Below are 19435 nucleotides of genomic sequence, written 5' to 3'. Positions count from 1 at the left end.
CGGGTCAGCGCCTCGCGGGCCGCCGCGCGGCTCGGACGAGGGCGTCGAGCAGCCCCGGGAAGGCCCGGTCCATCTCGGCGCGGCGCAGGGTGTTCATCCGCGAGGTGCCGGCGTAGTGCTGCCGGATCAGGCCCGCCTCGCGCAGCACTCTGAAGTGGTGGGTGGCCGTCGACTTGCTGACGGAGAGGTCGAACGAGCCGCAGGCGATGTCCTCCCCGGCGGCGTCGAGCTGGATGACGATGCTCCGGCGCACCGGGTCGACCAGGGCGTCGAGCACCCGCTGGAGGTCGAACTCCGAGACGTCCGGATGGGCCGGTGCGCGTTCCATGTCCACATAGTACGATCGCCGTCGAAGTTCGATGGTGATCGTACTATGTGGTCCCGGCGCCCGCGGGCGCCGAGGAGGGGGCGGGCGATGGCGAGGACCGTGCGGTTCCACCAGACCGGCGGACCGGAGGTGCTGCGGCTGGAGGACCTGGAGGTCGGCGAGCCGGGGCCCGGCGAGGTGCGGATCAGGGTCGACGCGATCGGGCTGAACCGGGCCGAGGCGCTGTTCCGCAGCGGCCGCTACATCGAGCCGGTCAGGAGCCTGCCCGCCCGGCTCGGCAACGAGGCGGCCGGGGTGGTCGAGGCGGTCGGCGCCGGGGCGGCGGGCCTGGCGGCGGGGCAGGCGGTCAGCGTCGTGCCGAACTTCTCGCACAACGACTACGGCGTGTACGGCGAGCGGGCGATCGTGCCGGCGTGCGCGCTGCTGCCGCGCCCGGACGGAGTGGACGCGGTGTCCGGCGCGGCCGTGTGGATGGCCCACCTCACCGCCTACGGCGCGATGGTGGAGCTGGGCGGGGTGCGCGCGGGCGACGTGGTCGTGGTGACCGCGGCGTCCAGCGGCGTCGGCCTGGCCGCGATCCGGACCGCCCGCCGGATCGGCGCCACGCCCGTCGCCGTGACCCGCACGCGCGGCAAGCGGGCGCGGCTGCTGGACGAGGGGGCGGCCGAGGTGGTCGTCTCCGACGAGGAGGACGTGGTGCGGCGCCTGGCGGAGATCACCGGTGGCCGCGGCGCCGAGTTCGTCTTCGACGCCGTGGCCGGTCCGGGCGTGGTCGAGCTGGCCCGGGCCACCGCCCCCGGCGGAACCGTGTTCCTGTGGGGCGCGCAGAGCGGGCGGCCCACGCCCTATCCAGGCTTCGACCTGGGCATGCCGGCGCTGAACCTGCGCACCTACACCATGCTGGAGGTGACCCGCGACCCGCAGCGGATGCGCCGCGCCGCGGCCTTCATCGGCTCGGGCCTGCGCGCCGGCTCGCTGCGCCCGGTGGTGGACCGGCTCTTCCCGCTGGAGCAGATCGTGCCGGCCCACCGGCACATGGAGTCCGGCAGGCAGTTCGGCAAGATCGTGGTCACCGTGGACCACTGAGCCCGGTGCGCGGGCGCGCCGGGGGCTCGGCCGCGGTCCCCGCGTGTCGGCCGCCGCGCCGCTCAGTCAAGGTCGCCGGCTCGGCCGAGCAGGTAGCGCTGCTCGACCCGGTTCGCGGTCAGGTCGGCCGCCTGGCGGTAGAGCGCGGCCGCCCGCGCGGTGTCGCCGGTCATCTGGAGCAGGTGGGCGCGGACCGCGTGCTCCCGCTGCCTGGTGAGCGGGTGCCGGTCCAGGTGGGGGGGCGACCGGAATACGTGACGAAGCGGCAACAGAGCTTATGTCCCCTGGTGAGGCTCCTCCACCGGCACGCCGTCCGGCTGGCCGTCGACGACGGTGAGAAGGGCACGACGTTGATCGCTGTTCAGCGGCGTGGAGCGCGCCGGTTGTACGGGTCGTGTTCGGCGGTGATCCGGGCAGCGGTCTCCTCGCCCAGGCGCACGTACTTGCCCAGGGTGGCCAGGTGGGCGTGGCGTGATTTGGCCTGGAGTTCGGGGGCGCTGCGGCCTTCGGCGGCCAGGTGCTTGAGGGCGGAGTGGCGCAGTTGGTGCAGCGTCCACCCCTGCCCGTGCGGGTCGTACTTCTTCGAGGCCTGCTTGAACAGGTACTCCGCGCGCGGGTAGGACAGCCGTCCCCGGCCGGTGGTGGGGTCGACGTCGGCCAGGGCGCGGGCTCGGGCGCCGGCGGTCGGGGAGCGGCGGTTGGAGCAGAACACCGGGCCTGTGGTGCGCCCGTTCAACAGCCGGGGCAGCAGGCGGGCGGTGGGGGTGGCCCAGTGCACGTACTCGATCGCACCGCCCTTGGAGCGAACCCGGGCCCGGCGCATGGCCATGTCCAGGTCACCCACGTCCAGGGTGAGGATCTCCTCAGCGCGGGCCGCGGTCTCGTACAGCATCCGCCACAGCACCTTCTCGCGCAGCCTCACGTCCGGGTCGGTGAACAGGGCTTCCAGCCGGGCGGCGGGGACGGACTTGTCACCGCGGCGGGGCTCCTTGCGCCGCTCCAACAGATGGGTGGGGTCGGTGGTGAGCCACTCCCGGCGCGCGCAGTAGGAGGCGAAGGAGCGCAGGGCGGCCAGGTGCTTGTTCCACGTGGCCGGGGCCGCGCTCTCCCAGCGGGCCAGGGCGGCGGCCGCCGCGTCGGGGGTGAAGGCAACCTCGACCGGCGCGGAGGGTCCGCACACGGCCGCCTGCTCCAGGGCAACAAGGGTCTGGGCGTAGGCGCGGCGGGTGTGCGGCTGGCCGCGGAACCGGTCCAGGAACTCGGCGCTCGCCTGGGCGAGGGTGAGGGCGCCGGGGCGGGGCAGGGGGTTGTGAATGTCCGTAGTCGCGTGCACGGGTGAGCTGGAGGTTCGCCGCTGAGTGCAGGGAAATGCGGGTTCCCCGGACATCCCGGACCCGCCTGCACTACGGTCGAATCGGCCGTAGTCGCGCGCACGGCGGAGGGCTTGGCGATGGCGGACGAACCGGTGACCGAACGCGGCGTCCTGACCGCTCCCGCCCAGGCATGGGAGACCGCAGTGAGGCAGGCCGAGGTGATCGGCCCGCTCGCGGAGAAGGGCACGGTGGGCCTGGCAGAGGCCGATAAGGCCGCGGCGACGCTGCGGATCTCCCGACGCCAGGTGTACGTGCTGCTCAGGCGGTGGCGCGCTGGCGAGAAAGTGGTGTCGGATCTGTTGCCGGGCCGCTCCAGCGGCGGTCGTGGGGGTGGGCGGTTGCCGCAGGAGGTCGAGGCGATCGTTCAGGAGGTGCTGCGGGAGCGGTACCTGACGCGGCAGCGCCGCACGGTCGTATCGATCTGCAAGGAGATCGCGCGCCGGTGCCGGGCCCGCGGTCTGCGGGTTCCCTCACGGGGGACGGTGCTGCGCCGGATCGCCCGGCTGGACCCGCTGACGGTCACCACCGCGCGGCAGGGAAGCGAGGCGGCCCGCCCGCTGCATTCGGCAGGCGGTGCCCCGCCCGTGGTCACTGGACTGTTGGAGCAGGTGCAGGTCGACCATACGCCGGTGGACGTGATCGTGGTCGACGAACAGCACCGGCTGCCGATCGGCCGACCGTACCTGACCGCGGCGATCGACGTGGCCAGCCGGTGCGTGGTGGGCCTGGTGGTGACCCTGGAAGCGCCATCGGCGACCTCGGTCGGGTTGTGCCTGGCGCACACGGCGACCGACAAGCGGCCCTGGCTGGAGCGGCTCGGGGTGGAGGCGCAGTGGCCGATGAGCGGCAAACCGTGCGAGCTGTACGTGGACAACGCCGCGGAGTTCAAGAGCGAGGCCCTGCGCCGCGGCTGTGACCAGCACGGCATCAAGGTGGGCTACCGTCCGCCCGGCAGGCCGCACTTCGGCGGGATCGTCGAGCGGCTGATCGGCACGACGATGCAGATGGTGCACGAGCTGCCCGGCACCACCTTCTCCAGCACCGCCGAGCGCGGAGCCTATGACAGCGACGGCACGGCCGCACTGACGCTGGCGGAGCTGCAACGCTGGCTGGCGTTGGCGGTCGCCTCCTACCACGGCCAGGTGCACGAGACGCTGGGCCGCACCCCGGCCGGGGTCTGGGCGGACAAGGCCGCAGCGGCCCCGCCGGTGACGGTGACCAGCCAGACGGCGTTCCTGGTGGACTTCCTGCCGGTGATCCGCCGGGCCCTGTCGCGGTCGGGGTTCGTCATCGACCACGTGCAGTACTACAGCGACGCGTTGAAACCGTGGATCGCCCGCCGCGAGAGGCTGGGCCGGTTCGTCCTGCGCCGCGACCCGCGCGACATCAGCCGGATCTGGGCCCTGTCCCCCGACGGCTTCACCTACGTGGAGGTCGGCTACCGGACGCTGGCGCGGCCGCCGATCACCGCCTGGGAACAGAAAGCCGCCATCGCGCGGCTGCGCGACCTCGGACGGGCCGAGGTGGATGAGAACGCGCTGTTCGCCATGGTGGAGCAGATGCGCGAGATCACCGATACCGCGTCGGCCTCCACCCGCAAGGCCCGCCGCGACCGCCAACGCCGCACCGAGGTACCGTCCCGGCCGCTGCCGACGAATCCGGCGGTACCGCCCTCTGCCCCGGCCGACGAAGCCGCGGCCAGACCGTTCGAGGTGATCGAGCAGTGGTGAGCGCCGATGAGCCGGTGGACCTGTCGCACCTGCATCCGGCCGCCCAGCAGATCGCGCGGCTACCGGACGCCGAGAGGCTGCGGTACGTGCGGGCCGACCGGTGGATCGGCTATCCCCGCGCCGTCGCGGCGCTGGAGCGGCTGGAGACCCTGCTGGCCTGGCCGTCCAAGCAGCGGATGCCCAACCTGTTGCTGATCGGTCCGACCAACAACGGCAAGTCGATGATCGTGGAGAAGTTCCGCCGCTCCCACCCGCCGGTGTCCCGCCCCGACCGCGAGGAGTTCCCGGTTCTGGTGGTGCAGATGCCCTCCGAGCCGTCGGTGGGCCGGTTCTATACGGCGCTGCTGGCCGCGCTCGGCGCGCCGCTGCGGGCACGCTACCGGGTGGCGGATCTGGAACAACTGGTGCTGCGGCTGCTGCGCTCGGCCGGGGTGCGGATGCTGGTCATCGACGAGCTGCACAACGTGCTCGGCGGCCGGGGCGATACCCGCCGGGAGTTCTTGAACCTGCTGCGGTACCTGGGCAACGAGCTGCGCATCCCGCTGGTCGGTGTCGGCACCCGGGATGCCTACCTGGCGATCCGCTCCGACGACCAGTTGGAGAACCGGTTCGCCCCGCTGACCCTGCCCCGGTGGGAGGCCGACGCCGACGCCCGCTCGCTGCTGGCCAGCTTCGCCGCGTCGTTCCCGCTGCGCAGGCCCTCACCGATCGTGTCCGCCGAGATGGCCACCTACCTGCTCACCCGCAGCGAGGGCACGATCGGCGAGCTGACCCACCTGCTCACCGACGCAGCCGTGGCCGCGATCGAGTCCGGTGAGGAGGCCATCAACCAGCGCACCCTGGGGCTGGCGCCGTACGCCGGGCCGAGCGAGCGGCGCCGGCAGTTCGAGCGCGAGCTCACGTGAGCTCACCGCGGCGATGGCCGCTGCACCCCCGGCCCGGCCCACTGGAGTCGCTGTCGTCCTGGCTGGAACGGCTCGCCGAGTTATACGAGATGCCGGTGCGGGACCTGCTGACCCGAAACCTCGGCCTGGTCGACCTGTGGGTCCCCGACGACCTCGATTACGACCCGCCCCAGGCGATGCTCGCCGCGCTGGCCGAGCGCACCGGTGTGGATCTGGCCCGGCTGAAGGCGATGACGTGGGTCGGCTGGCAGCCATGGCTCTTCGACATGCTGCCCGTACCGCTCCAGGCCTCCCAGCCGGTGTTTGACACCTACGTCCGCGACAGCTCCGTGCTCCTGGCCCCCGGCGAGGCCGGCGTCAACAACGTCCTTCACCACGGGCAGCGCTGGGCAGGGCCGTGGTACCCGTATCGGCCGTTGCGCCGGACCTGTCCGCTGTGCGCTGCTGATTCCGAGCGTGGCCGCGCCCTGGTGTGGCGGTTGCCGCTGATGACCAGCTGTGTCGAGCACAGGTGCCGGCTGGAAGACGCCGGTGAGGTCGCCGTGTCGATCACTCTGGGACGCCCGGGGCCGGGGCCGGTACTTCCAGCGGCGCCGCTGTTCACCGTGGACGGCTACACCTACGAAGCGCTCACCACCGGCCGGGTCGCACTGCCGGGCCGCAGCGTGCACGCCGGGGTGTGGTTCCGGCTGCTGCGCGGCCTGCTGGACGAGGTCAGCCTCGCCTTGACCAGCCGCAGCGTCCACGGCCGGGCCGTGCTGGAGCGGATCTGGCAGGCGACCGGCCGCGAGGAGCGCGCCGGGCTGAAGGTCTGGCGGCCCTACGAGCACCTGAAACCGGAGATCCAGGAAGAGATGCTGCATGCCGCCGGCACCGCGTTGCACCTGGCCGCCGATGGGGCGATCACCGCCCGCGGCAGATTCGCCTCTGCCCTGCGGCCCCCGGCAGAGCGACACGTCTACGACGGTGATCGGCCCTCCCCACACCGCACCGCCTGGCAGGAGGCCGTTACCGAGTTGGAAGCGGCACTCACCTTGGCGCGCACCGACCGTGACACAGCCCGGCAACTCTTGGCCCTGCTCACCCTCGGCTGTCGCACGCTGGACCGGTTCGAACAGGAGCGTGCCTACCTGTTCGGCGCCGGGGTCCCCGCCGAGTTCTTGCCCGGCGCCCGGGAACTCGGCCGCGAGGACCTGACGTGAGAAGCGTTCCACATCCTTGGAAGTGGAACGACTCGGGTAGTGCGGCGCCCGGTAGGCGCATCTTGGGAGGATCACCCCGCCGATCGTTCCATAAGTCGTTCCACAAGAAGCGTTCCGGAAGTCGAGTACGGAGATGATTTCCGGTACGGTTCGGCCATGGGAACCGACGACCGACATCCTGTCCAGGGGCTCGAACTCGGGTACGCCCGGGTCTCCACCACCAAGCAGCACCTGGAGCGCCAACTCGACGCCCTGACCGAGGCCGGTATCCCCGTCGAGCGCATCTATGTGGACAAGAAGAGCGGGGCCACCGTCGAGCGCCCCGGCCTGGCCGACCTGCTCGCCTACGCCCGCCCCGGCGACACCGTCGTCGTGCACACGCTCGACCGGCTCGGCCGCAACCTGCGCGAAGTCCTCAACCTCGTCCACGACCTGGGTGAGAAGCACATCGGGGTGCGCTCGCTGGCCGACCCGATACCGATCAACACCGCCGACGAGGGCATGGGCCGTATCGCCTTCCTGCTGCTGGCGCTGTTCGCCGAGATGGAGCGCACCTTCACCGCCGAACGGGCCGCCCACGCCCGCGCCGTCGCCGAGGCCGCGGGCCGCCGCATTGGCCGTCCCGTCGCCCACCCCGCTGACAAGATCGAGTACGCGCGCCTGCTCAAACGGCAAGGCAGCAGTCTCGGCGAGATCGCCGCCAAGACCGGGATCCCCAAGACCTCCCTACACCGCTACCTTGCAGCGCAAAGCGTTAGCGAAACGTCGAACCCCACCCACTGATAGCAAGAGTGGCACCTCGAAGGCCGACCGGGCGCAAGGGGGCGCACTCCTATGAAAGACGGCCCCGGACCTCGACGCCTCCAACTTTACAATGCCCAGACGAGGATTTTCCCATGTGGAATATTATTGAAGCTGCATCATGGATGGGTTCGATTGTTATCGGATTGGCTGCTATCCTTTTTTCCGCGAAAGCCCTCGGTTTCGACTGGGATAAAGCGGGGTGGCTGACAGCAGGTGTCGCAGTTCTGACTGCCGTGGCGTTCGCTGTCTGGTCGATTTTCTTTGGCCTTCCGGGAAGTGACGATGGCCCGCCAGCTGTCGAAGAAGCTTCTATGGAGGATCATTCCTCTACTTCAACAGCTTCTGCCGACCCTGAGGCATTTGATGGCGCCTCGTCTACGCCATCCTCGCCGGAGCGGGTATGGCAGGTGGTGTGGGAGGGCCAAGTGTTCAGCTTCCCGCCAGCGGAGGCGTCCAGGGTGAGGCTGATTAACTTCGACACCGAAGAGGTTCCTGAGGTGTGGGACATGGGCAGCGATGATTTCGGAAGGACTAGGGGAGCAGCGGCCGAAGGCAGTCATATCGACTTTCCCGCAGATATTGCATACACGAACTCATATCACGGGCGTCTGTCGTTGATGCCGAATCGGCGCCTGGGGATGTCGGAAGTCAACCAGCCCTCCCCGGAGGAGTGTTGGAGCCACGCCACGAGCCGTTCCATTGATATCTCCGACAGTGAATTCACTGATGACGATCTGTCCACCAACCGGATTCAGGTGGGCGATGGGATGTGCCTGATCACAGACCAGGAAAACCTGGTCTGGTGGCAGGTCACGGAAACCATCGACAACGATCCACACCCCTTCAACACGATGGGTGGTCACACCATTGAAGGTGTGGCCACCCTGTGGGAGCGGTCTTAACTGCGAGTGGGAACCGATCTCGGGAGCGGTGGCCTACAGGTCAGCCAGGAGTAAACCGGTCACAGATCTGGTCGCCAGCGAGGGAAGATTCAGCTACTTGGGCCGACGGTTCGGAGCCGATGTCTCACGGTTTTTCCGGTATCTGACACGGCCGGAGGGCAGCTCCATCGCGGGGTGTAGGGGACTACGAGCATTCGCGCAAACGACTTGGAAAGCTGACAGGGGTGGACGGTCACAACACCTCCCGGCTGGTGTGACAGAGAATGTTACGGAGTCACCTGCGGCCGGCGAACACCTCGACGCAGGCCGCGCGGGGCACACCCGGATCCGTGTGACAGAGAATATTTGATTCTCTGTCACACGGCTTGTCGGTGTCAGCGATGCAGCATCAGGGCTGGAAGTGCGTGCCGTCATGCTCACATGTCTTTGCGGTTCGTCGCGCCTCCGGGATTTCAGGTCAGTGCGCTGACTTCCACGTGCCAGGACGTCTCTGCCGGTGCACGCGCAGCCGTCGGTGGAGTCCGTCTGGCCCGGTTCACAGCGGCAGCAGGGTGCTGGCCAGGCCCAGGGCGGCGCATACGCCCAGCACCCGCAGGATCGGCCAGCGCAGGGCGAAGGTCAGCATGAGCGCGATGAGGGTGATGACCACCGCGACCGGGCTCACCGAGGCGACCTCGGGCACGGTGATGTGCAGGGGGCCCCAGTCCCAGGTGCCTGTGGTGGTGAACAAGGTGTTGAGGGCGAAGTACAGGGCGAGGTTGGCGATGACGCCGACCACGGCGGCGGTGATACCGGTCAGCGCCGCCGAGATCGCGGTGTTGTGGCGCAGGCGTTCGACGTAGGGGGCGCCCAGCAGGATGAACAGGAAGCAGGGCACGAAGGTCACCCACGTGGTCAACAGCGCCCCCAGGGTCGCGGCGGCCCAGGGGTCCAGGGTGCCGGGGTCGCGGTAGGCGGCCAGGAACGCCACGAACTGCACGACCATGATCAGCGGGCCCGGGGTGGTCTCGGCCAGGGCCAGGCCGCGCACCATCTCTCCCGGCGCCAACCACCCGAAGGTCTGCACGGCCTGCTGGGCGATGAAGGACAGCACCGCGTAGGCGCCGCCGAAGGTCACCACCGCGGTGAGGGAGAAGAACAGGCCCTGGGTGGTGAAGATGCTCTCGGATCCCAACAGCAGGGCCACTACGGCTACCGGCGCCGCCCACAGCCCCAACCCGATGGCCAGGATCCTGGTGAAACGGCTCGCGGTGGGCCGGTCGTGGTGCAGGGCCTCGTCGGAGATCAGGGGCGCGGGCCCGTCAGCGGCGTCGCCCACGCGGGCGGGGCGGGCGAAGTCGGGGTCGCGGCGTGAGAGCAGCCAGCCGACCAGGGCGGCCAGGGCGATCACCAGTGGGAAGGGCACGGCGAACAGGGCGAGTGCGGCGAAGGCGGCCACGGCCAGGGTGATCAGGGCCGGGTGGGTGAGTGATCGTTTGGCCACCCGTAGGACGGCTTGGGCGACGATGGCCAGCACGGCCGGGGCGAGTCCGGCGAAGGTGGCGGTGACGGCGGTGGTGTCGCCGAAGGCGACGTAGATCGCCGACAGGGCGCCCAGGGCCAGGATGCCGGGCAGCACGAACAGGGTGCCGGCCGCGATGCCGCCGCGGGTGCCGTTGAGCAGCCAGCCGAGGTAGATCGCGAGCTGTTGGGCTTCGGGGCCGGGCAGCAGCATGCAGTAGTTGAGGGCGTGGTTGAAGCGCTGCTGGCCGATCCAGCGCCGCTCCTCGACCAGGGTGCGCTGCATGACGGCGATCTGCCCGGCCGGGCCGCCGAAGGTCTGCAGGGAGACCAGGAACCACACGCGCAGGGCCGTGCGGAAGGGGACCAGGTCGCCCACGGGCGCGGCGTCTCTCCGCGCTTCCCCGGCGCCGCCGGGGGCGTCGTCGGATTCGGTGGTGGGGTGGTGGGGGTCGGTGCTCATGCGGGTTCCCGTCCCAGGAGGCTCTGGCGCCGGTAGTACTCGTACAGGCCATCGAAGAGGGGACCGGTGACGGCCAGGGTGCGCTCGTCGCTACCGGTCATCGACAAACCGCGCAGGACCACGTCCAAGCCGGGGGCCTCGGGGGCGTCGTAGCGTTCGTCGTCCAGGTCGGCCTCGTGGACGACCTCGGCGATCTTCCACAGCGCCGCGTCGGTGAGGTCGTAGCGGCGCAGGATGGTCTCGAAGCTGCAGTCGCCGCCGTGGTGGCCCAACTCGACGCCGCGCATGTCGAAGGCGGTGGCCTGCTCGGGCACGTCGGCGGGGTCGGTGACGAACACGAACTCGGCCTCGGGGTCGATGCGGCGGCGGATCAGCCAGGCGCAGGCGGCTCGGTCGATGTGGATACCGGCGCGGGTGGACCACTTCATGCGCTCTCCTGTTCGGTGTGGTCTGGATGTAGGGCCTCGACGGCCTCGCGTGCGGTGCGGCGCTCGGGCGGGGGGAAGTAGTCGCGGCGGGCGATGCGGCGCAGTTGGGTACGCAGCCGGCGCATCGCCCGGAGGCGTTCGGGTTCGGGCAGGCTACGGGCGTGGGCGGCCTCGGCCCGCACGGCGCGGTATTCGGCCGCGCGGGCCTGGGCCATGGTCTGGGCCAGGTGATGTTCCTGGGCCCGGGCGGTGGGCCGGGCCAGCCACACGGTGGCCGTCCCTCCGGCCTCCACGACCTCCTCGGCGATCCAGTCCAGGTGTTCGCGGGTGCGCGCATCGGCCGGCAGCGCGACCAGGCCGTCGCTGATCTGGGCGGGGCCGAGCTGTTTGAGTTTGCGCCACACGCTGATGCGGGGGGTGGAGGGCTCGCGCGGGATCCGGTAGCTCAACAGCACCCACTCGCCCGGCCCCTGCGCGGCGGGCTCAGCGTTCATTGCCGGGCCCGTCTGCCCACACCGATCACGCGGGCGATCCAGTACAGTCCGGCTGCGGCGATGAGGATGAACACCGTGTCGTCGAGTGGGTCGGCGATGGGTTCGAGCAGGCGGTCCAGCACGTTGACGTCGGTGACGAACGCCCCCCAGGCGAACGCGCCGATCAACAGCAACACGAAAGCAACCCAGTCCAGCGCGTTTTGCGGTCGCAACGCAGGGACTCCTCTCCTGGTGTGGTCCTCGATCGATCGGAAGTGGCCGCTAGCCGGTGGGCTCGACCTGGTGCTGGTCCACCGCGTTCCTCAACGCCCTGGCGAGCGTGGCCGCGTCATCGTTGGCCCAAAAGTGCATGTAGAACAGACGCGGTTGGTCGTTGAGGGCGTGGTTGTGCAGCGCGACGATGTCGATGCCGCCCTCCCGCAGCGCCTGGATCACCCCCTGGACCTCGTCAGCGGTCATGACGAAGTCGCCGTTGACCGCCGCCTTACCCCCGCCGGTGGGCTGGAAGTTGATCACCGTGGCCACCCCCATGCCTGAGGGCAGCACGTGGTCACCGGAGGTGACCTGGCCGGTGCGGGCGAAGGAGAACTTGTACACCCCGCCCTGGGCGCGGCCCTGGGTGCCCATCGCCTCATCCACGGCCGCGGTGTCCAGATCCAGCTCCTGCGACGGCCCGTCCTGGGCCTCGCGCGGGGTGGCGGTGGCCTCCAACGCCTCGTCGACCCCTTGTGCGAGCGCGGCCGCGTCCTGGCCGTGGGCGTGGAAGTGGGTCCACCACACCGCGGGCTCGTGGTCGAGCAGGTGCTGGTGCACCGCGGTCTGGTCGATGCCGTTGTCCTGCAGGGCGTCGGTGACCCCGGGCAGCTCCTCCTCGGTGACCACCAGATCGCCCATCATCATCGTCGTGCCGTCCTCATAGCGGGTGAAGGCCGCGTAGGAGCCCAGGGCGAACCCCGCTCCGATCTGCACCCCCCGGGAGGTCACGTCCAGGTCGGAGCGGGGAAAGCCCACCCGGTAGACCGTGTCATCGGAGAGCTGTCCCTCCCGTCCCAGCGCGTCGGCCACCTGCGCCCAGTCCTGGGCCTGTGTGGTGGCCGGCTCGACCAGGGCCTCGGACGATTGCTGGTCCTGCTGTTGCTGGTCCGCCTGGCCCGCCGAGCAGGCACTCAGCACAACCACCAACCCCAGCGCCAGGGCCGCCTTCGACCTGCTGTGGTGCGTGATCACATCCACTCCTTCCCCCGTACCTCCACCGAACATGTAACCATGGTTTCATAACTATCCGTATGTGGGGTGTAGGAAACAGGGAGTGTGCGGGCGTGGTGTTCTCCATGACCGGTGTCGGATTCGACCAGCAGGGGGCTCCCCTCCTCGACGGGATCGACGCCGAGGTCGGCCAGGGGCGCCTGACCATCGTCACCGGCCCCAGCGGCGCCGGGAAGACCACACTGCTGCGCCTGCTCAACCGTCTGGCGGAGCCCACCCGCGGGCACCTCGCCTTCCACGGCCGCCCGCTGGCCGAGACCGACGTGCTCGCCCCGCGCCGCCGTGTGGTGCTGGTCGCCCAGCACCCGGTACTGCTCACCGACAGCGTCGCCGCCGAACTGCGCGTCGGGCGCCCCGACCTCGGCCAGGCGGCTGCCGCCGATCTTCTGGGTCGCCTCGGCCTGCCGACCGGTCTTCTCCACCGCCCCACCGCGGGCCTGTCCGGAGGCCAGGCCCAGCGCCTGTGCCTGGCGCGTGCCCTGGCCCTGCAGCCCGAGGTGCTGCTGTTGGACGAACCCACCAGCGCGCTGGACGGGGCCGCCGCCCGGGTCGTGCCCGAGGTGGCCCGCACCCTCACGGCTGCCGGAACCAGTGTGCTCGCCGCCACCCACGGCCGCTCCTGGATCCGCGCCGCCGACGCCGTACTCGTCCTCGACCACGGCCGCCTGGCCGCACACGGGCCACCCCAGAGCCTGGACTACCTGATGGAGGGACCATGACCGCGGCACCGTCATGGGGCGTGGTCGCGCTGTGCACCGTCTTCGTCGCGCTGGCCCTGGCACTGGCCCATGCCCAGCGTCTGGCCCTGAGCCGGGATCTGCTGTGGGCGGCGGTCCGCGCCGCGTTGCAACTGGCCGCTGTCGGCGCGGTGCTGGGTGTGCTGTTCGCCGTGGCCGGGCACCGCCCGGTCGGCGGCCTCGGCCGGGCGCTCGCTGATCATCACCATGTTCTTGGACATGCGGGGCTGGCGGGTGCAAGCGGAGCGGCGGGGCCGGCGCATGGTGCGTCCGGTGCGCAGCAGCTTGGCCAGGTCGCGGCGCAGCTGGCCGCGGCCCTGGACGTAGAGGGCCTGGTAGATCGTCTCGTGGCCCACGCGCATCTCCTGGTCGTCGGGGAAGTCCCGGCGGAGCAGGTGAACGATCTGCTCGGGGCTCCAGCGCTGATCCAGGCGCTGTTGGACATACTCGCGCAGCCGCGAGTTGGCGTCGAGCTTGCGGGTCTTGGGTCGCTTCCTGCGCTCGTCCGTGCGGACCTGGGCGGCGTAGGGGCCGTACCGGTGTTTCTTGATGGAGGCGTAGTAGGAGCGGTTGCGGCGGACCTCGCGGCTGATCGTGGACGAGGCCCGGTCCAGCTCGGCGGCGATCGAGCGGATCGAGGACCGCAGACGCAACATGTCGGCGATCTGCGTCCGCTCCTGCTGGCTCAGGAAACGCGAAGAGCCCGGAGAGGCCCCGGGGCCCCTGAGGGGTGCCACGGGCCTCTCCAGGCTCTTGTGCGCTCTGCGACCGTTGCGCCAGACCTTGCCGGTACGCCGGTTGATGCCGACGATCCGGCAGGCCTCTCTGCTGCTGTAGCCCTGGTCCGTGAGCCGGAAGTATTCCTCCCGCTCACGGACGAGCTTCTTGCGCCCCTGCGGTATCCGGCGTTCTTTGCGGATCTCGTCGTCCATCGCACCCCTTCAGAGATGGGGTGTTGCAACGACCACTAGAACTCAAGGGCCAGCTAGGGGGCGTTTCTCTAGGCGGTGACGTTCCCTCAGGCCAGCGGGACGTGGACTGAAGGTCAAGGACCTGTGAAGCTGGCCGCGGTGGCCTGAGGGCCTCACGGCGTGTCACCGCTCCGGCTTGACAACTCCATCGGGAATCTCCTCGACTCGTGATCGATGACCGGGACGGGCACCCCGGTCGCCTGCCCTGATGCGCTGGGTGATGCGGTGCACGGAAAGGCGATCACCCTTCCGTGGTCTTCAGCGGCCCGACGATTCCTCGTTCTCGGTCATCGACGTACCAGTGCTCGGTGATCAGCCGCGGATACCGGGCCTGTAGCGCCGCCATGCTCGTCTCCACGGCATCGTCCTCGGCGAATACGGGAACGAACGCCTCCGGAACGGCCGGTTCGGGCGCTGCGTCCGCCACCAGGGCATCGAGGATCCGGTTGCGCAGCTCGAACGGGTCCTGTGTTTCCCGCAGGGCGGGCCCGTCCGTCCAGCACAGGGTCCAGATGCCCGCCAGCGAGAACGACCTCTCGATCCCCACCGCTTCAGAGGGCGGTTGAGTGGGGGTGACGTCAGCGGCGCCAGGGAGCAGGACGGGCAGCCCGGCTTCGAGCTCGGGGCGGATCCACAGTCCGAGCAGCCGGTTCGATCCCGGTTCATCCCCGAACTGCCGTCGATGGTTGACCAGATAGTCGCTCACGTTCTCGACCGCGGACCTGACGTCGTCCACGCTTCGAACCAACAGGAGCATGTTCATCGGGTACTTCCCTTTCCTGGAGTGAAGTGGCGCTGCACGTGCCCGGTCGTCATGTGCTCAGCGGTGCGGACGGACAGCTGCCCTCGGGGGTGACCGTGGCCGGAAGCCAGGGCCGCCAACCGGTGGAGGTGTAACGGAGCCAGGGTTCATCGGGGCGCTCGCGTGCGGCGAGACCGACCCAGTCGTGGTCGAACATGTGGCGCAGCACGGTGTGACGCGCAATGAGGGTGTCCAACCGCTGCAAGGGTGCCTGCACGATGGCGAGCAGGCGTTGCGGTTCGTGCCTGGTGTGGTGGCCGTCGGTGAGGGACTGCCAGGGCAGGCCGGACCGAAGGTCGCCGGTGTGACCGGTCATGACACCGAGGCCACCGCCGACGACATTGTGGAGGGCCTTGCTGCCGGCGCCGAAGGCCTGGGGGTCGGTGGCGGCGAAGTAGTACTGGCTGTTGATCCAGTGCGCGACGACGAGCGGCGCCGTGAGTATGGTCTCCAGGACGGTGCCGGCCGGGTCGAGGTCGGGGTCGTAGTCGTGGAGGAACAGACGGCCGTGCAGGTCGATGCCCCGGGTGAGGGCGCGGGGTGCGATGAGGAAGGCCGCGTTGTCGGCCAGACCCCATTCGGGGAAGACCTGGGCCCAGTCACGGGCGCGTGTGCGGGTGTGGCGCGCCGCGTGCCGTGGGCGGGGCCGGGAAGGTGCGCCCGGTAGGGTGGCGCAGCGCTCGGCGGCCAGGTGTGCGCCGGCCGTGCGAAGATCGGCGGTGAGCCGGTCGACGTCCCGGCGGTGGGTGTCGGGCAGGAGGTGGGTGTCCAACAGGCGCACGGTGTCGGTGGTGGTGTCGTGTTCGGCCGGAACGAACCGGGTGTCGTCGGGAATGCCGATGCCGCGTTCGGCGAGATGTCGGCGAACCTGCGGATCGTTGAGCAGGGCGGCGGCGGCGCGGGCGTTGGGACCGCCGGGGTGCCCCCCGCATGCACCGCAGTCCAGCGCGGCCTGGTAGGGGTTGTTGTCGGTGTGGGCACGGTGCCCACAGAATACGACGAGGCGTGCGAACCCCTGGGTCAAACCCATCAACGTGAGAATGCCTTCGGCGGTCGCGGTGCGCTCCTCGGAGGTGAAGGCGTCCTCGAGGGAGATCTCGGTCGCAGGGTCGGGGGTGATACGGCGGGTCCACCACGCGCGGGCGGCGCCGACGGCACCGGGAGCGAAGGTCTTGGCCGCGGCCAACGGGCCCAGGAGCCAACCGGCCGATTCGGCGAGCACGAACGGCGCCACCAGGTCGTCCTTGGCGGCGTGCAGGGAGTGGTCGGCCGCGGCCAGTACCCGGCGGCCGGTCAGCGACCGTTCGGCCGCGCGCCGTCGACCCTCGCTGGGGCGTTCGGTGACGGTGTGCCGGGGCGTGATCGGGCCCGGGCACTGGGCACGAGCGGTTCCTCCGGCGAGGTCGCGGTAGCGCATGGCGACGGCGAAGAATCCGGCGAAGCCCAGGGTCTGGTAGTCACCGAGCGCTTCCAGGTGGCGGCGCAGTCCCTCGGAACGGGGATCGATGCAGCACACCACCTGTGCCCGCGGAGGGGCGTCGGTCCACTCGGGCACCGAGCGGCTCAGGGTGCGCAGCAGTCGGCTCCGGTAGTGGTCTTCGTAGGCGTCCAGCCAGACGAGGGCTCGTTGCTCCACCGGGAGTCGGTCGAGGAACCGCGCCAATTCGGTGCGCTGTGCCGCGTCGGTGTCGGTGATCTCCAGGGCCGCCAGAAGGTGGCGGGCCCGATCGTCGGGTTCGGTGGTGGCCTGCCCGGTGTCGAGCAGGTCGGCGGAGGCCGAGTTCCACGCCGTACCGTGGGTATGGGTCTCGGTGAGCGCGGCGGCTTCGGTGGTCAACCGCAGGGCGAGGTAGGCGACCAGGTCGATACCACTGCCCTGCAGTTCGCCCCGCCAGCGGATGTGGGCGGCGAATCCGGGAAGGCATGCCAGATGGGCCTGGAGATAGCGGGTGCGCTGGTCGTCCGGGACACCGAGGGCGGCCAGAGCCTCCGCAACGGCCTGCTCGGCCCGTTCGGGCAGGTCCCGAAGACGTGTACGCACGCGCCGCGGCAGGGTCGTGTCGTGTGCGGCCAGAGCCCGCCACGCGTGGTAGAAGCCTCGGTCGCGGCCGGGCATCCGCCAGGTGGACTGGCCCTCGTCCAAATAGGCCGAGCACCACTGGATCGTGTGGGTGTCGAGGAGGGCGGCCATGTCCGGGGCCAGCGCTTCAGTCGCTGTGCGTGCCTGGCGGATCGGCGGGGGGTTGGTGATGCCCTGGTGCAGATCGGCCGACAGGAGTTCGACCGGGTCGTAGGGCCGGCCGCCGAGGGTGAGCGGTCGGCATCGCAGCACCTCGGGGTGGCGGCGGATCAGCGCGGCACGCACGTCGTCGTCGGTGATCCGCCCGTGCCGCCAGGCCGCCCGCAGCCAGCTCTCGTCCGGGGTGACCCGCGCTCCGAGCAGGTCCGCGGCGGTGATGGCCGCGTCCGCGAACGGGCGGTCCACCAGGCCGGACAGTGGGTTGACCGCGATGAAGTCGGCGAGCGGCCAGGTCGGCGCCAAGAACGCGGCGGCATCGGCGATCACGGCACGCACGGCGGCCGCCGAGGTGGCGGTCTCGGGAGCGGCCTTGGTGATGGGTCCGATGGTCATGGGTTGCGACTCCTCCTGCTGTGATGACGGTGGCGGAACGCGCGACCGCGTGAAGCCCTGGGTCCGCGCTTCCGGGAGGCCCGGGTGGCTCCGGTCAGAGCGCCGGACGCCGTCCGGCGGTCCCGTCGAGGGGCCGGCGATCACGCCCCGGCTCCCTCAGGTAGGGGCACCGGCCGTGGGTGCGGTGCGGGCACCGCACGTGACGGGAGACCCGGAGTGGTGTGCGTGCGCTGCTGTCCGGCGGACAACGCCAACACGTAGAGGCGGTCGCGCCAGCGGCCGAGACCGAGTGCGGATGCCCGGTGGACCAACAGCGCTCCGATCACCGGCACCGCCACCACGATCGCCGGCAACCAGGCCGGAACTGCGGCGGTGGCGGCAACGGGCACGCTCGGGGCCAGGAACTCCGTAACCACGGCCACCACGCCCAGGTAGCCGATCACCGCACCCGGCAGCACGACCACCACGGTGGCCAGCGCCCCCACGGTCGGGTGGCGCCGCAGCCATCCCCACGCCAGCCGTGCGGCGGTGGCCGCGGCGAAGATCAGTAGCGCCGAGCCTCCGGCGTGCGGAGGCAGCCACCAGATCGCGACGGCCACGGCCGCAACCGCGACGGCTCCGGCGAGGACGGCCACCTGCGCCGAACGCGCGGGGGTCGACCGGGGCGCGGGCGGAGCCAGGATGCGGTGGGTGTGGCGCTGCACCGCCGACCCCGAGCCCAGGAACAAGGTGGCTTTGAACAGTCCGTGCGCCACCAGGTGCACCACCGCCGCCGCGTAGAGGCCGAGCGCGCAGGTCATGAGCATGAACCCCATCTGCCCGATCGTGGAGTGCACCAGCGAGCCCTTGACGTCGGGGCGGGTCAGCATGATCGCCGTGGCGGCCACAGCGCTGACGGCGCCGATGGCGAACGCCAGGTGTGTCGCCGCCGGGGCTGCACCGAAGATCGGCGACAGCTTCACCAGGAGCACTCCGCCCGCGTTGACCACGCCGGCGTGCAGCAGCGCCGAGACCGGGGTCGGCGCCGCCAAAGTCGCCGACAGCCACCGGTGCCAAGGCAACTGCGCACACCGTGCGGCTGCGGCGATCACCAGCGAGCAGGCCACCGCCGTGCCCACCGCGCCGCCGAAGGCTACGCCGTTCTGGTCGCGCAAGTCGAGATCGCCCCAGGCGGCGACCGCGAGAACCACCCCGGACCACAATGCGACGTCTCCGATGATGACCACACGTGCGGTACGGCGGGAGGCGTCGATGGCCGAAGGGGCGGGTCGGTACATCCCCACGAGTCGCCACAGGGCGACACCGGTCAGCGACCACGCCACCGCCAGGGTGACCATCGTGACCGCGGCCACCATCACCGCGGTCGCGGCGGTCAGCGCCCCGGCCGTGATGGCGAACCCGGCCGCGGCCGGGTCGCCGCGCAGGTAGCGCAGGGCGAACACCTGGACCACCGCGCTGATCGCGCACACCAACAACAGCACGATCGCCTCGAGGCGGTCGGCCGCCAACCCGGTCCAGACGTGCCCGTCCGGAGCGGCCAACACCATCGCCACCGGTCCGCCGAGGGCCACCGTCACGGCCAGAGCCCCGGCCAGTGCGGTCGTCGACAGTGCCGCGCCCGCGCCCAGCGCGGGTGCCAGGGGTCGCAGGCTCCGGATCGATCCGGTCATCGCCGCGACGGCGGGAAGGGCCGCCAAGGCCACCAGCATCATCCCCGTCACGCGGCCGCACCTTCCGTCTCAGCGCCCTTCGCGGCGCGACCCGAGACCGGGGTCGCGGTGACGTCGGCGGCGATGGTTTCCGAGGGATGTG

18 protein-coding genes and 2 pseudogenes are annotated in these 19435 nt (G+C 70.7%); 8 read left to right on the top strand and 12 right to left on the bottom strand.

The genetic code is table 11. The annotated features are described in order from the left end of the window. Positions 1–4 precede the first annotated feature (4 nt). A complete protein-coding gene (locus CLV72_RS16335) occupies positions 5–328 on the bottom strand; it encodes an ArsR/SmtB family transcription factor (protein ID WP_106246671.1) in 324 nt (107 codons plus the stop codon). A gap of 87 nt (positions 329–415) precedes the next feature. Here CLV72_RS16335 and CLV72_RS16330 point away from each other — a divergent pair, with 87 nt between their 5' ends. Beyond that, the gene (locus tag CLV72_RS16330) at positions 416–1414 is read left to right on the top strand and encodes a zinc-dependent alcohol dehydrogenase family protein (RefSeq protein WP_106246669.1); all 999 of its coding nucleotides are present in this window, start codon (positions 416–418) and stop codon (positions 1412–1414) included. Between the two features lie 62 nt (positions 1415–1476). On the opposite strand, the gene CLV72_RS16325 is transcribed toward CLV72_RS16330, so the two are convergent. Continuing rightward, positions 1477–1683: a hypothetical protein gene (locus CLV72_RS16325; protein ID WP_245930237.1), complete on the bottom strand. Its 207-nt coding sequence runs from the start codon at positions 1681–1683 to the stop codon at positions 1477–1479. Positions 1684–1775: 92 nt separating this feature from the next. Continuing rightward, positions 1776–2747 carry a tyrosine-type recombinase/integrase gene (locus tag CLV72_RS16320; protein WP_245930236.1) on the bottom strand — a complete coding sequence of 324 codons (972 nt, stop codon included), beginning with the start codon at positions 2745–2747 and terminating at the stop codon, positions 1776–1778. Between the two features lie 117 nt (positions 2748–2864). Between CLV72_RS16320 and CLV72_RS16315 the strand changes: the two genes are divergently transcribed. From CLV72_RS16315 to CLV72_RS31785, 5 genes are all read left to right on the top strand, one after another. Continuing rightward, positions 2865–4517, top strand: coding sequence for a Mu transposase C-terminal domain-containing protein (locus CLV72_RS16315; protein WP_106246665.1), 1653 nt, complete (start codon positions 2865–2867; stop codon positions 4515–4517). Beyond that, complete coding sequence (locus CLV72_RS16310) at positions 4514–5422, top strand: TniB family NTP-binding protein (RefSeq protein WP_106247097.1); 909 nt, start codon at positions 4514–4516, stop codon at positions 5420–5422. The genes CLV72_RS16315 and CLV72_RS16310 overlap by 4 nt, the downstream gene beginning before the upstream one ends. Beyond that, positions 5419–6624, top strand: a complete 1206-nt coding sequence (locus tag CLV72_RS16305; protein WP_106246663.1) for a TniQ family protein — start codon at positions 5419–5421, stop codon at positions 6622–6624. Before CLV72_RS16310 ends, CLV72_RS16305 begins: the two co-directional genes overlap by 4 nt. A 156-nt stretch (positions 6625–6780) precedes the next feature. Further along, on the top strand, positions 6781–7407 hold the full coding sequence (locus CLV72_RS16300; RefSeq protein ID WP_106246659.1) for a recombinase family protein: 627 nt from the start codon (positions 6781–6783) through the stop codon (positions 7405–7407). Between the two features lie 113 nt (positions 7408–7520). Further along, on the top strand, positions 7521–8330 hold the full coding sequence (locus tag CLV72_RS31785; RefSeq protein WP_146159460.1) for a hypothetical protein: 810 nt from the start codon (positions 7521–7523) through the stop codon (positions 8328–8330). A 535-nt stretch (positions 8331–8865) separates the two neighbouring features. Here the strand turns inward: CLV72_RS31785 and chrA are convergent. The 5 genes from chrA to CLV72_RS16270 are packed head-to-tail and all read right to left on the bottom strand — an operon-like array spanning position 8866 to position 12394. Continuing rightward, positions 8866–10293: a chromate efflux transporter gene (chrA, locus tag CLV72_RS16290; protein WP_061081137.1), complete on the bottom strand. Its 1428-nt coding sequence runs from the start codon at positions 10291–10293 to the stop codon at positions 8866–8868. Beyond that, positions 10290–10721, bottom strand: a complete 432-nt coding sequence (locus CLV72_RS16285; RefSeq protein WP_061081138.1) for a chromate resistance protein ChrB domain-containing protein — start codon at positions 10719–10721, stop codon at positions 10290–10292. The genes chrA and CLV72_RS16285 overlap by 4 nt, the downstream gene beginning before the upstream one ends. Continuing rightward, positions 10718–11215, bottom strand: coding sequence for a Chromate resistance protein ChrB (locus CLV72_RS16280; protein ID WP_061081139.1), 498 nt, complete (start codon positions 11213–11215; stop codon positions 10718–10720). The genes CLV72_RS16285 and CLV72_RS16280 overlap by 4 nt, the downstream gene beginning before the upstream one ends. Continuing rightward, positions 11212–11427, bottom strand: a complete 216-nt coding sequence (locus tag CLV72_RS16275) for a DUF378 domain-containing protein (protein WP_168443873.1) — start codon at positions 11425–11427, stop codon at positions 11212–11214. Before CLV72_RS16275 ends, CLV72_RS16280 begins: the two co-directional genes overlap by 4 nt. A 49-nt stretch (positions 11428–11476) precedes the next feature. Next, complete coding sequence (locus CLV72_RS16270) at positions 11477–12394, bottom strand: DUF1259 domain-containing protein (RefSeq protein WP_211302883.1); 918 nt, start codon at positions 12392–12394, stop codon at positions 11477–11479. A gap of 152 nt (positions 12395–12546) precedes the next feature. Here CLV72_RS16270 and CLV72_RS16265 point away from each other — a divergent pair, with 152 nt between their 5' ends. Both CLV72_RS16265 and CLV72_RS33935 read left to right on the top strand, forming a co-directional pair. Continuing rightward, complete coding sequence (locus CLV72_RS16265) at positions 12547–13200, top strand: ABC transporter ATP-binding protein (RefSeq protein WP_106247094.1); 654 nt, start codon at positions 12547–12549, stop codon at positions 13198–13200. Beyond that, a pseudogene (locus CLV72_RS33935) lies at positions 13197–13316 on the top strand (hypothetical protein); the annotation flags it as partial. The gene CLV72_RS16265 and the pseudogene CLV72_RS33935, both read left to right, overlap by 4 nt. 48 nt (positions 13317–13364) lie before the next feature. Here the strand turns inward: CLV72_RS33935 and CLV72_RS16255 are convergent. The 4 genes and pseudogenes from CLV72_RS16255 to CLV72_RS16240 form a co-directional block, all read right to left on the bottom strand. Further along, positions 13365–14150 (bottom strand): annotated as a pseudogene (locus CLV72_RS16255) (IS30 family transposase); the annotation flags it as partial. Positions 14151–14430: 280 nt separating this feature from the next. Then, positions 14431–14952 carry a hypothetical protein gene (locus CLV72_RS16250; protein ID WP_061081143.1) on the bottom strand — a complete coding sequence of 174 codons (522 nt, stop codon included), beginning with the start codon at positions 14950–14952 and terminating at the stop codon, positions 14431–14433. 49 nt (positions 14953–15001) lie between these two features. Next, on the bottom strand, positions 15002–17767 hold the full coding sequence (locus tag CLV72_RS16245; RefSeq protein WP_245930235.1) for a DUF2309 domain-containing protein: 2766 nt from the start codon (positions 17765–17767) through the stop codon (positions 15002–15004). Beyond that, on the bottom strand, positions 17764–19335 hold the full coding sequence (locus CLV72_RS16240) for a proton-conducting transporter transmembrane domain-containing protein (protein WP_061081145.1): 1572 nt from the start codon (positions 19333–19335) through the stop codon (positions 17764–17766). Before CLV72_RS16240 ends, CLV72_RS16245 begins: the two co-directional genes overlap by 4 nt. Between the last annotated feature and the right edge of the window lie 100 nt (positions 19336–19435).

This window comes from Allonocardiopsis opalescens (assembly GCF_003002095.1).
In the GTDB taxonomy this organism is placed as follows: domain Bacteria; phylum Actinomycetota; class Actinomycetes; order Streptosporangiales; family Streptosporangiaceae; genus Allonocardiopsis; species Allonocardiopsis opalescens.
The sequence above is the reverse complement of the archived record's forward strand: the minus strand, read 5'-3'. Positions and strand labels throughout refer to the sequence as shown.

What these genes read in the sequence shown, in the direction of transcription:
- CLV72_RS16335 (WP_106246671.1), bottom strand. Translation starts at nt 328, where the DNA reads ATGGAACGCGCACCGGCCCATCCGGACGTCTCGGAGTTCGACCTCCAG.
- CLV72_RS16330 (WP_106246669.1), top strand. Translation starts at nt 416, where the DNA reads ATGGCGAGGACCGTGCGGTTCCACCAGACCGGCGGACCGGAGGTGCTG.
- CLV72_RS16240 (WP_061081145.1), bottom strand. Translation starts at nt 19,335, where the DNA reads ATGATGCTGGTGGCCTTGGCGGCCCTTCCCGCCGTCGCGGCGATGACC.
- CLV72_RS16315 (WP_106246665.1), top strand. Translation starts at nt 2,865, where the DNA reads ATGGCGGACGAACCGGTGACCGAACGCGGCGTCCTGACCGCTCCCGCC.
- CLV72_RS16265 (WP_106247094.1), top strand. Translation starts at nt 12,547, where the DNA reads ATGACCGGTGTCGGATTCGACCAGCAGGGGGCTCCCCTCCTCGACGGG.
- CLV72_RS31785 (WP_146159460.1), top strand. Translation starts at nt 7,521, where the DNA reads ATGTGGAATATTATTGAAGCTGCATCATGGATGGGTTCGATTGTTATC.
- CLV72_RS16250 (WP_061081143.1), bottom strand. Translation starts at nt 14,952, where the DNA reads ATGAACATGCTCCTGTTGGTTCGAAGCGTGGACGACGTCAGGTCCGCG.
- chrA (WP_061081137.1), bottom strand. Translation starts at nt 10,293, where the DNA reads ATGAGCACCGACCCCCACCACCCCACCACCGAATCCGACGACGCCCCC.
- CLV72_RS16280 (WP_061081139.1), bottom strand. Translation starts at nt 11,215, where the DNA reads ATGAACGCTGAGCCCGCCGCGCAGGGGCCGGGCGAGTGGGTGCTGTTG.
- CLV72_RS16285 (WP_061081138.1), bottom strand. Translation starts at nt 10,721, where the DNA reads ATGAAGTGGTCCACCCGCGCCGGTATCCACATCGACCGAGCCGCCTGC.
- CLV72_RS16300 (WP_106246659.1), top strand. Translation starts at nt 6,781, where the DNA reads ATGGGAACCGACGACCGACATCCTGTCCAGGGGCTCGAACTCGGGTAC.